The sequence below is a fragment of the Bacillus sp. LB7 genome, assembly GCF_030449715.1.
Taxonomy (GTDB): Bacteria; Bacillota; Bacilli; order Bacillales; family Bacillaceae; genus Bacillus; species Bacillus paralicheniformis.
Genome location: NZ_JASGCA010000006.1, coordinates 245,223 through 257,284, shown reverse-complemented (window position 1 = coordinate 257,284; position 12,062 = coordinate 245,223). Strand labels below are relative to the sequence as shown.

Here is a 12,062-nt window from a genome sequence, read left to right as displayed (position 1 = left end):
CTTGTTTTCGCTGCCATGAATCTCAAAAAGCTGGCGAATTGGACTTGGAAAGGTCCTCATCGCCAGCTTTTTCGTCGAAAAAATAGAACAAAATGGACAAAAATAGGTCGGATCATAGAAATCCGACCTATTTTGTCAACGGTCTGAAAGGACAAAACCGCTTAAAGGTTTTGTCCTTTTTTTATCTGATTTTAAACATGGTCTTGACAAATACCGACAAAAAAATCAACCAGTTTTTACTATATTTAAGTTACATCAAAGTCAGACAAGGCATCCATAAGGAGGGGAGGACGGACAAATCCAGCCAATTTCATAAAAAGGGGGATGTTCATTTGAAAAGAAAGCTGAGAAAAAAGGCGTTTTCCATCATTTTAAGCAGTTTGTTAATCGGCTCGCTGTTCATGCCCGCCGTTTCAGATGCCGCGGCAAAGCCTGCGCTTACTTCTATGAAAGAACAAGCAGCTGCAGGGAAGGAAAAAATTTCGAAATCTCTCGTCAAACAGTTTAAAAAAGAAGATCAAGTCACATTTTTGATCAAACTGAAAGATCAAGTCGATACACCAAAAGTGGCCAAGCAGGCGGAAAAGAATGCGAAGATAAAGTCGTTGAGCGCGGCTAAAACAGAATATCAAAAGCGCTCGGCTGTTGTCTCCGCTTTAAGAGTCAAAGCGGATGAGACGCAAAGCGATTTGAAACGTTATTTGAAAAATCAGGAAAAACGAGGAAAAGTAAAAAAAATCCGATCCTATTATATTGTCAACGGCATGGCCGTCCATGCGACGAAAGAGGTCATGGAACAAGTAGCGGCTTTTCCGGAAGTAGAGAAAGTGCTCCCGAACGAAAAAAGGCAGCTGATCAAACAGGCTAAACAGTCTGTGAAAAAATCGGCCGCTAAGGATGAAAAAGAAATCGAATGGAATATCAATCGAGTCGACGCGCCAAAAGCATGGAAATTGGGATATGACGGAACGGGCACGGTTGTCGCGTCAATTGATACGGGCGCGCAGTGGGATCATCCGGCCTTAAAAGAAAAATACCGCGGATATGACCCGCAGCATCCCGATCAGCCTGATCACGAATTCAGCTGGTATGATGCGGTTTCTGGCGCTTCTGAACCTTTTGACGACCTGGAGCACGGCACGCATGTAACCGGGACGATGGTCGGCTCAGAGCCTGACGGCCAAAACCAAATCGGTGTGGCGCCGGGTGCAAAGTGGATTGCCGTGAAAGCTTTTTCAGATGAAGGCGGAACGGACGAAGACCTGATTGCGGCGGGTGAATGGATTTTGGCGCCGAAAGATAAAGATGGCAACCCGCACCCTGAAATGGCTCCGGATGTTGTCAATAACTCGTGGTCTGGGGGAGCCGGGATTGATGAGTTTTACAGGGATATCGTAAAAGCGTGGCGTGCTGCCGGCATCTTCCCTGAGTTCTCTGCGGGGAACGCTGATTTCTCCAATCCGGGAGGACCTGCTTCGATTGCCAATCCGGCAAACTACCCCGAAGCGTTCGCGACCGGAGCGACAGACATCGATAATCGCTTAGCCGATTTTTCACTTCAAGGTCCTTCCCCGTATGATGAGACCAAGCCTGAAATAACGGCACCTGGTGTCAACATTCGCTCTTCTGTGCCTGGAAGCGGCTATCAAGACGGCTGGGACGGCACTTCAATGGCAGGACCGCATGTCGCAGCCGCGGCCGCTCTTATCAAGCAGGCCGATTCGTCGATCACCGTTGATGAAATTGAAAAGATTTTGATGGAAACCGCAACACCGCTCACAGACAGCAAATTTACCGAATCGCCGAACAACGGATACGGCCACGGGCTCGTGAACGTGTTTGACGCGGTGTCCGCTGTCACAGACGGGTTGGGCAAAGCGGAAGGACAAGTCGGAAAAGAAGGCGAAGACAAAAATCCGCCAGTCTTAAACCATCAAGAGATCAACGGCATTTACGCAGGCTCGGAAACGCCTCTTACAGTTGATGTGGAAGACGATGTCAGCATCATATCGGTCAAATTGAGCTATAAAACCGATGATTCCGATTGGGTAACGATCGCTGCCAAACAAACTTCCGGCGACCATAAAAAAGGAACGTACGAGGCGGCTATATCCGTTTCTGAAGGGAAAGTCCTTTCCTACAAATGGATTGTCACCGATTTCGGAGGAAACAAAACGGAATCCAAAGTGTACGAAATCCCGATTTCTCCGGCTGTGACAACAGGGTATAAACAAGATTTCGAGAATGGCGCCAACGGCTGGATCACATCAGGCGTGAAGAATTCATGGGAGCGCGGTATTCCTCAGTCAGGCCCGAATGCCGCAGCATCGGGAAAAAACGTATTCGCAACAAATCTGACAGGGCCGTATGAAAGTTCGGCCAATATGAATCTTCTCATGCCTCCTGTCAGCGTTCCAAAAAATCAAAAGCTTTATCTCACATACAAATATTGGCATGATGTTGAAGAGGACTTTGATTACGGCTTCGTTTACGTACAGCCTGAAGGGAAAGATGAATGGATCCCGGTTGCTGAGTACAGCGGCAGGACGTCCGAATGGAAAGACGGACAGGTCGATTTGTCGGAATACGGGGGACAGACGATTAAGATCATGTTCAACCTTCAATCTGACGACAGTATTGAAGGTGACGGGCTGTATATCGATGATGTAGCGCTTGTGAAGGAAGTGAAGAGCTCTGGCACGAAAAAACGCCTGGGCGTTGAAAAACAGCCGGCCAAAATGAAGGATAAGAAAACGAAGAAACAAACGATTGATCCGAAAAAAGCAAAACCGGCAGAAGCCGTCCAAGAACATTCTGAGACGAAAAAAGCAGCTCCTGCGGTTCTTCCGGTGCGGGCTCAGGTCAGCGTGCTGGAGACGGGCAAATCGACATATTCCAACCAGGCAACAGGCGCATACAGCTTGGATCATGCACCTGGAACGTATACGCTGAAAGCAGAAGCGTACGGATATGAATCAAATGCGCAAACAGTAAAAATCGAGGCCGACAAGACGACGACGGCAGACTTTGTCTTAAAGGAACTGAAGAAAGGGACGCTCACCGGAACGATAAAAAACAAAAAAACGGGCGAACCCGTGCGACATGCAAAGCTGTATATCGTTGAAGATGCATCCGTAAAACCGGTTCAGACGGACGGCGACGGAAGCTATTCATTAACTTCCTATGAAGGCTCTTATACGGTAAAGGTCTCTGCAAACGGATATTACAGCAGCGAGTTTTCCGTTGATTTAAAAGGAGATGTCTCAAAAGATATCGAGCTCGATCCTTTCATCGGCTATCCGGGGGAAATAGGCTATGATGACGGAACCGGGGAAAACGCCTGGGCTTTCTATGAATCCGGCAACGGGCTGGCTGTTAAAATGACGCTCGAAAACGGGCAGGAAAAAGCCATGCTGAAAGGCGGCTTGTTCAAATTCTGGGATACAGAATTCCCTGATCCGGGCGGCACTGATTTTGCAGTCGAGGTCTACGATGCTTCGGGTGAAAAAGGCTCTCCGGGCAAAAAAATCGCCGGCCCGTTCAAGGCTGAAGCGCTCCGCACAGGCGAATGGACGACCGTCGATTTAGGTGATGAAGGCATCCTCGTCGGAAAAGACTTTTACCTCGTGTACGTCCAGACAGAGGAACTGGCCAACTCACCTGGACTTGCTACAGACGAAGACGGGGAATATTCAGGCCGCAACTGGCAGTATACGGACGGCTCATGGTCGAAAGCGCCATCAGACCAAGGCAACTTCATGATCCGCGCTTTGGTCGACTATGAATTGGCGGTGCCTGTGATCACGTCTCCTAAAGACGGATTCATCACCAACAAAAAGAACGCTGTCATCGAAGGGACATCGTCTCCGAACACGACCGTTCATCTCTTTAACGGAGATGAAGAAGCCGGAACGGCGAAAACGGCGGGAGACGGCACTTTCTCAAAAGAGATTCCGCTGAAAAAAGGTGAAAATGTGATCACCGCCAAATCGTCATCGGCTTCCGGAACGACGGATGCTTCAGAACCGGTCCGGATCGTCCTTGACCAGAAAAAGCCGAAGCTTACGATCGACACGCCGAAAAGCGGTTCAAAACTCAATAAAGAGACTGTCGCTGTGAATGGAACAGTATCAGACGACCACTTAAAATCTGTTCATGTAAACGGCAAAAAAGCGGCTGTTGACAATGGCGAATATTCTGCGAGGATTATGCTTGACAACGGCCAAAATGAAATCAAAGTAACGGCAGCGGATGCGGCAGGCAACAAAACGATCAAAAAAGTGAAGGTCGATGTCAACTTTGAAGCGCCGCAAATCACCGGCTTGAAACCGGCTGAAGACCTCGAGCTCAAAACGGGAGAAACCGTGAAAATCGAGTTTGAAAGCGCCGCTGATTTGGATGCTGTCTTTGTGATCAGAATGCCGCTTACCAATTTCAAAACAGCCGCCCAAAACGTAACGGAGCTGCCGATCAGAGAAGTCTCAAAAGGCAAGTATGAAGGATATTGGACCGCGACTTCAACCGCAAAAGCAAAAGGAGCGGAAATCGAGGTCATCGTCCGGGATGATTACGGCAATGAAACGAGACAAACGGCAAAAGGCAAACTGTACATCAATGAAAAGCTGAAATAAAGGTGAAAAGGCGCTGTCTTCAATGGCAGCGTTTTTTTTCGTTTTATGATCGACAAATTCAGTACGAAAACTTCAAAAAATGTACGATTTGCGCAACATTAATTGACAGACTTTACCTTTGGGCTTGATTTATACTTAGGAAAACACACTAAGGTCATCGAGCCCAAAGAAAGGGGAAGGATGTGGAAATCTATTTAGATGCGATATGGCTGTTAAACTTTTGTTTTGACTTGCTGCTTTTAATGATGACCGCATTTATTTTAAAGCGAAGGGTTAAAAAGCGGAGGCTGATCTTAGGGGCGCTTGTCGCGTCAAGCATCGTTCTGTTTATGTTTACACCTTTTTCGCCGTACGTCCTTCATCCTGCAGGCAAACTGTCGTTTTCGGTTGTGATCGTTTTTGTGACATTTGGTTTTAAGCGGTTCCGGTTTTTTTGGCAAAATTTGTTTTCTTTCTATTTTGCCACTTTCTTAATGGGAGGAGGGATTATTGGAGCGCATTCTTTGCTTGAAACGGATTCGATCATGGAAAACGGCGTCTTTATGACGAATTGGTCCGGTTTTGGAGACCCGGTCAGCTGGCTGTTTGTCGGTGCGGGTTTTCCGGCTGTATGGCTGTTTTCAAAAAAGCGTTTTGAAGATGCTGAAGCGAAGAAAATTCAATATGAAGAACGCGTCCGCCTAGAGGCCGGCATTGATGAACATACACTTCATTTCACTGGATTGATTGACTCCGGAAACCAGCTTTACGACCCGATCACAAAAACGCCCGTCATGATCGTCAATATTGAAAAATTGAAAGGTGTATTGGGAGAAGAAGCGAGTGTGATCATCAAGGAAATGAGCCCGCTTGATGCCGTTGGCAAACTTGATGAAACACTCCCGTATATCGGGCGGATCCGCCTGATTCCGTACCGCGGGGTCGGCCATCAGCATCAGTTTCTGCTCTGCCTAAAGCCGGATCATGTGCTCATTTTTTCGGAAAAGGAGGTGATTGAAGCGCCGAAATGCCTGATTGGCATCAGCACCTCACCGCTTTCCTCAGACGGCGAATTTGACGCCATCGTCCATCCGAAAATGCTGGCCGGAAACCCGGTCAAACACGTTTCTTAAACTCGCAGTCTGTTACATTATCATACTCCTGAAGACGTTTATTTAGAAGGGGGAGGAAGATGAAAAAACTAAAATTAAGGTTAACCTATCTGTGGTACAAACTTTTAATAAAACTGGGGCTGAAAAGCGACGAAATTTATTATATCGGTGGAAGCGAAGCGCTGCCCCCGCCATTGTCAAAAGATGAAGAGCAGGTGCTTCTCCATAAGCTGCCTGATGGTGATCAGGCGGCACGAGCGATTTTGATTGAACGAAATCTCAGGCTGGTCGTCTACATCGCGAGAAAATTTGAAAATACCGGCATCAATATCGAGGATTTAATCTCCATCGGCACGATCGGCCTTATCAAAGCGGTGAATACCTTTAATCCCGAGAAAAAAATCAAACTGGCTACATATGCTTCCAGATGCATTGAAAATGAAATTTTGATGTATTTAAGAAGAAACAATAAAATTCGCTCAGAGGTATCATTCGATGAACCGCTGAACATTGATTGGGACGGAAATGAACTGCTTCTCTCAGATGTGCTCGGAACAGAAAACGACATTATTACAAAAGATATCGAAGCAAACGTTGATAAGAAGCTGTTGAAAAAAGCGCTTGAACAGCTCAATGACAGAGAAAAACAGATCATGGAGCTTCGTTTCGGGCTTGTCGGAGGAGAAGAAAAAACGCAAAAAGACGTTGCCGATATGCTCGGCATCTCTCAGTCCTATATTTCCCGGCTTGAAAAAAGAATTATTAAAAGGCTGCGAAAAGAATTCAATAAAATGGTTTAATTTTTTATGAAATTTGAAGTGTTGACAGTCAAGGGTTTTTGACTCGATCTTCTTATTTTTGGAAATTAACGATGCATATTTTTCCCACCCGAGGAGATACTGAACTTTGTACAGCAGCTCCTGTAGGGAGGGAAAAAAGTGTCGAGAAATAAAGTTGAAATCTGCGGGGTTGATACATCAAAACTGCCCGTACTGAAGAACGAAGAGATGAGAAAGTTGTTCAAGCAAATGCAGGATGAAGGAGACACGACAGCAAGAGAAAAGCTTGTTAACGGTAATTTGCGCCTTGTCTTAAGCGTCATTCAAAGGTTTAACAACAGAGGAGAGTATGTTGATGACTTATTCCAAGTCGGCTGCATCGGACTAATGAAATCAATTGATAATTTTGATCTGAGCCACAATGTTAAGTTTTCAACATATGCTGTACCAATGATCATCGGAGAAATCCGCAGATATTTGCGCGATAACAACCCGATCCGCGTCTCACGGTCACTCAGGGATATCGCGTACAAGGCGCTGCAAGTGAGAGAACGGCTGATCAGTGAGACAAGCAGGGAGCCGACGGCTCAGGAGATCGCTAAAGAGCTTGAAGTGTCCCATGAAGAAATCGTTTTTGCGCTTGACGCCATTCAAGATCCTGTATCTTTGTTTGAGCCGATTTACAATGACGGAGGAGATCCGATTTATGTCATGGATCAAATCAGCGATGAGCGCAACAAGGATTCGCAATGGATCGAAGAGCTCGCCTTAAAAGAAGGCATGAGACGGCTGAACGAACGGGAAAAAATGATCCTCAGAAAACGCTTCTTCCAAGGCAAGACGCAAATGGAAGTCGCTGATGAGATCGGAATTTCCCAAGCCCAGGTCTCGAGGCTGGAAAAAGCCGCCATTAAACAAATGAATAAGAACATTCACTAAGCCGCAGTCAATCTGCGGCTTTTCACATGCTAAAAATGGAAAATCTCTCATTCACTTTGTTAAATAAATAAGCTATAATAAAAGAATTATATTTTAATTTATCAGAATATTTACATAAAAAAGGGGGATTTCGTATGGTTCTGCAGCTTGAGCGTGCTTCACTAAAACGAAACGGAGAGTGGATATTAAAGGATATTGATTGGACGGTGGAGAAGGGGGAGCACTGGGCGTTATACGGATTGAACGGGGCCGGTAAAACCGCTCTGTTGAACATGCTGTGCGCTTATTATTTTCCGACAACAGGAAAAGTTACCGTGTTAGGGCGCGAATTTGGAAAAACGGAGCTGAACGAAAAGCTTCGCCAAAAAATCGGCCTTGTGTCGGCGGCCCTGCAGCAGAAGCTGTATCCTGAAGACAGTGCATTTGAAATTGTTTTAAGCGGCGCTTTCGCTTCGATCGGCCTTTATGAATCGCCTTCACAGTCTGTCAGGGAGAAAGCGATCGCCCTCATGGAGGAATTCGGCTCCATCCGTTATGCGGACAGGAGATATGAAACGCTCTCTCAGGGAGAAAAGCAAAAAGTGCTGATCGCAAGGGCCTTGATGGCCGATCCAGAGCTGCTGATTCTCGACGAGCCTGTAACCGGTCTTGATTTCATCGCGAGGGAGCAGGTGCTGGAGACGGTTGAACAAATTGCCAAAAAAGACAGTGCGCCGTCCATGCTTTATGTTACTCACCATGCAGAAGAAATTCTCCCCGCTTTCAGCCAAACGCTGCTGTTGAAAAAAGGTGAAGTGTTTGCCTTGGGGAAGACAAGAGAGATGATGTCCGGCGGGGTTTTGTCCGAATTTTTCGATATGCCCGTCCAGGCGGTATGGACGGACGGCAGACCGTATTTGTCCAAGAAAAAGCTTGCAAACCTCAACATTTAAAACAAATGATGTCTTTGGCAGCCTCCTTGTTTGGAGGCTTTTTTCAGCTTTCCTCATCTTAAAGAAGCTGGTAAGATAATAGAGAACGTCATGTTAATGAGGGGTTCATCATTATGATCATTCAATTCATTCGCTACAGATAATGAAAGGTATAGACAAACGCTTAAACCATCCACACCTTCGTCTTGAAAAAATGCCGAAGGAGCGGGTTTATTTGTCTATGCCTTTTTCATTGTTTAAATGTGAATGAATGAGGTGTAACAATGATGAATAAAAAATTAAAAAGAGCATCGCTCATGAAGAGGCATGAAACGTTGTTTCAGTGCCCGATATGCGCAGCGAACATGGCGGTCACCGATTTAAAAAGCCTGATCTGTGCAAACGGACATACGTTTGATATCGCAAGAGGAGGATATGTCAATGTCACGACGCATGCTCCTTCTGTTAAATATGATAAAGAATTATTTGAAGCGAGAAGAATGTTAGCAGCCGCCGGCTTTTTTGAACCGCTTAGCGGCGCGTTGACAGACCGTCTCGAACAAGCAGGCCTCCCGTTTTGCAACTTTGTCAGCATCCTTGATGCCGGCTGCGGGGAAGGTTCGCATTTGGCGCGAATCGCTGAAATGCTTCATGCGCGTTCCGGAACGCCTGTCCTTAGTGTCGGGCTGGATTTGGCGAAAGCCGGGATTGTGTCGGCGGCTAAGCAAGAAAGAGAGGCGATCTGGTGTGTCGCCGATCTGGCTGCCGCGCCGTTTCGGAATCGTTCATTCGACGCGATCCTCAATATATTGTCGCCTTCTAATTACGCGGAATTCGAGCGGCTGTTATCGGATGACGGCATCGTTTTGAAAGTGATTCCGAAAAGCGGCTATCTGAAAGAACTGCGGGGATTTTTGTACAACGGCTCGGACAAACAAGCCTATACGAGCGAGGATTCGGCTGAGCGGTTCTCGTCCTATTTCGATCTGATCGGCAGAACGGAGATCGCCTACAGCAAACGTTTAGACCAAAGTCTCCTCGCGCCGCTCATCAAGATGACGCCATTATCATGGCGCGCGGAAAAGGAGCGGATCAATGCCTTTTTAAAGAAAGAATCCGCTGTGACGACCGTCCATCTCGATATTTTAACCGGCAGGAAAAAAACGAAATAAACCACCGAAAAGGCAGTCTAAATAAAGGACTGCCTTTCATATAATCTTAAAAGGAGATTTGATCAGAGGAGGCGTGCGGTGGATATGATGAACATTTCTGATTTCCAGATAAAAGATGTCGTTAACGTATCAAACGGGAAAAGGCTCGGCAGCATCGGCGATATCGATATTAATGTAACGACAGGCAAAATCCAGGCGATTGTCATCGGTGGAACGGGGAAAGTTTTCGGATTTTTCGGAAAAGAAGAGGAAATCGTCATCCCGTGGCGAAATATTGTTAAAATTGGAGAAGATGTGATTCTTGTGCGTTTAAGCTGATCAAGCATATGAGATGATGCCTGATCAACCGGCGGGCCCTTATCCGCCTGCTTTTTTCAACATTATTGTGTACCGGTTAGACCGTCTGCAAAAACGGCGATAAATGTTGCAAACAATACATTTCGTTTAGTTTTTTGAAACGAAACTAAACGAATGCATCAAGATGTGTTAAAATAGGAGCGATATGATGAAAGACTACGATGTTTGTCGAAAGGCTGATCACCATGAATACATATAACCCCTTTCGTCTTGATGCTCCGTCAATGCTTTTGATTGAGGAATGGAATCAGACGGCGGAAACCGGCGGAGCCGTCACAGCCGGATTTACGACAAAAAACGGCGGAGAAAGCGAACCGCCTTTTCACTCATTGAATACAGGGCTGCACGTTCAGGATCATGAACAGCATGTCATCAATAACAGAAAACAGATTGCCGACATCTTAAAAACCGATCTGCACGACTGGGTATTTGCCGATCAGACGCATGAAGACCGGATTCAAAAAGTGATGGATGGCGATCGCGCCAGCGGCGCTTTCCGATACGATACGGCGCTGAAGGCTACGGACGGACTTTATACAGACAGGCCAAACCTGTTTTTGGCGCTTTGCTTTGCCGACTGCGTTCCCGTTTATTTTTACGATCCGGTCCGCTCGCTGGCCGGAATCGCTCACGCGGGCTGGAAAGGCACCGCGCTCGGGATTGCAGCCAGCATGGTCGACACGTGGGTCAGCCGGGAAGGATCAAATCCCGCAGACATCCACGCCGTGATCGGGCCTGCGATCGGCGCGTGCTGCTACACTGTCGACGATCATGTAATAGACAAAATCAGAAATCTTCCTCTTCAGCAAGAAGACAAAGCCTTTTTGACGATAAAAGAAGGGGAGTACCGTCTCGAATTAAAAGAAGTGAACAGGCAGCTGCTTGTACACGCCGGAATTCCAAACAGCCAGATTAAGGTGAGTTCCCTTTGTACAAGCTGCGAGCATTCACTGTTTTTCTCCCATCGGAGAGACCGGGGAAAAACCGGACGGATGATGTCCTTCATCGGATTAAAGGAGGTATAGCTTCAGGTGGATGTAAAAAGCAATTTACGACATATAAATGACAGGATCAACGAAGCGTGTATCAAAGCGGGAAGAACGCCCGACGAAATATCCGTCATCGCTGTCACGAAATATGTTTCCCCGGAACGGGCGCAGGCAGCGCTTGATGCAGGAATCAGACATTTGGGAGAAAACCGCGATACCGGGCTGCTTCATAAGCTCGACGCTTTGAAAGACAGCGAACCGGTATGGCATTTTATCGGAACCCTGCAGACGAGAAAGGTAAAAGCAATTATCGATCATGTCTCATATATCCATTCTTTAGACAGGCTTTCATTGGCCGACGAGATTCAGAAGAGGGCAAAAAAACCGATTGACTGTTTTGTTCAGGTCAACACATCCCTTGAATCTTCAAAACACGGCATGGCAAAAGAAGAGGTTCTTCCTTTTGTGAAAAAATTGTCTGCATATGAAAACATCCGGATTGCGGGATTAATGACGATGGCTCCTTTTACGGATGACGAGACGGCAATCAGAAGCTGTTTTCGCTTGCTGAGAGAGCTGCGCGACGAGGTTCGCGGGCTCGGTCAATGGAACGCCCCGTGCAGCGAGCTTTCGATGGGGATGTCTAACGACTATACGATCGCAGTCGAGGAAGGCGCGACATTCGTCAGAATCGGATCTTCCTTAGTCGGAAATGAAACTGGAGGTGGACAATCATGAGTTTGAAAAACAAATTTAAAAACTTTTTTTCCTTGGATGATGAGGAATACGAGTACGAGTACATTGAAACAGACAGGGAGGAAATCCCTGAAGAGCATGAATCGAAAGACAGAACCGCCTACCAGTCTAAAGCGGCTGGGAAGCAGAATGTCGTAAGTTTGCAAAGCGTTCAGAAATCTTCTAAAGTAGTGTTAAGTGAGCCTCGGGTGTACGCGGAAGCCCAGGAAATCGCAGACCATATCAAAAACCGCCGCGCCGTCGTCGTGAACCTGCAGCGCATTCAGCACGATCAGGCGAAAAGAATCGTTGATTTCTTGAGCGGAACTGTATATGCTCTCGGCGGCGATATTCAGCGGATCGGAGCGGACATCTTTTTATGCACGCCTGAAAACGTTGATGTCTCCGGCACGATTTCCGAGCTCATAGAAGAAGAACATCAGAGGTGGTAAATCACA

At 46.7% G+C, this 12,062-nt stretch carries 10 protein-coding genes; all 10 read left to right on the top strand.

Going from position 1 to position 12,062, the window contains the following annotated elements:
* Positions 1-332: 332 nt before the first annotated feature.
* The 10 genes from QMZ64_RS11035 to sepF all read left to right on the top strand — a co-directional run bounded on the left by QMZ64_RS11035 (position 333) and on the right by sepF (position 12,056).
* Positions 333-4,631, top strand: a complete 4,299-nt coding sequence (locus QMZ64_RS11035; protein WP_265627106.1) for a S8 family serine peptidase — start codon at positions 333-335, stop codon at positions 4,629-4,631.
* 182 nt (positions 4,632-4,813) lie between these two features.
* Complete coding sequence (gene spoIIGA, locus QMZ64_RS11030) at positions 4,814-5,743, top strand: sigma-E processing peptidase SpoIIGA (RefSeq protein ID WP_265627105.1); 930 nt, start codon at positions 4,814-4,816, stop codon at positions 5,741-5,743.
* Between the two features lie 59 nt (positions 5,744-5,802).
* Positions 5,803-6,522 carry an RNA polymerase sporulation sigma factor SigE gene (sigE, locus tag QMZ64_RS11025; protein WP_006638262.1) on the top strand — a complete coding sequence of 240 codons (720 nt, stop codon included), beginning with the start codon at positions 5,803-5,805 and terminating at the stop codon, positions 6,520-6,522.
* 138 nt (positions 6,523-6,660) lie between these two features.
* Positions 6,661-7,440: an RNA polymerase sporulation sigma factor SigG gene (sigG, locus tag QMZ64_RS11020; RefSeq protein ID WP_003181576.1), complete on the top strand. Its 780-nt coding sequence runs from the start codon at positions 6,661-6,663 to the stop codon at positions 7,438-7,440.
* 134 nt (positions 7,441-7,574) lie between these two features.
* Positions 7,575-8,372 carry an ABC transporter ATP-binding protein gene (locus QMZ64_RS11015; protein ID WP_243940196.1) on the top strand — a complete coding sequence of 266 codons (798 nt, stop codon included), beginning with the start codon at positions 7,575-7,577 and terminating at the stop codon, positions 8,370-8,372.
* Between the two features lie 263 nt (positions 8,373-8,635).
* Entirely contained in the window at positions 8,636-9,523 is an 888-nt protein-coding gene (locus QMZ64_RS11010) for a putative RNA methyltransferase (protein WP_301441308.1), read from the top strand.
* Between the two features lie 84 nt (positions 9,524-9,607).
* Positions 9,608-9,841: a YlmC/YmxH family sporulation protein gene (locus QMZ64_RS11005; RefSeq protein ID WP_243940200.1), complete on the top strand. Its 234-nt coding sequence runs from the start codon at positions 9,608-9,610 to the stop codon at positions 9,839-9,841.
* A 224-nt stretch (positions 9,842-10,065) separates the two neighbouring features.
* Positions 10,066-10,905, top strand: a complete 840-nt coding sequence (gene pgeF, locus QMZ64_RS11000; protein ID WP_265627103.1) for a peptidoglycan editing factor PgeF — start codon at positions 10,066-10,068, stop codon at positions 10,903-10,905.
* 6 nt (positions 10,906-10,911) lie between these two features.
* Positions 10,912-11,607 carry a YggS family pyridoxal phosphate-dependent enzyme gene (locus QMZ64_RS10995; protein WP_145653265.1) on the top strand — a complete coding sequence of 232 codons (696 nt, stop codon included), beginning with the start codon at positions 10,912-10,914 and terminating at the stop codon, positions 11,605-11,607.
* Positions 11,604-12,056 (top strand): cell division protein SepF, encoded by a 453-nt coding sequence (gene sepF, locus QMZ64_RS10990; protein WP_003181594.1) that lies wholly within the window; start codon positions 11,604-11,606, stop codon positions 12,054-12,056. Before QMZ64_RS10995 ends, sepF begins: the two co-directional genes overlap by 4 nt.
* Positions 12,057-12,062 lie beyond the last annotated feature (6 nt).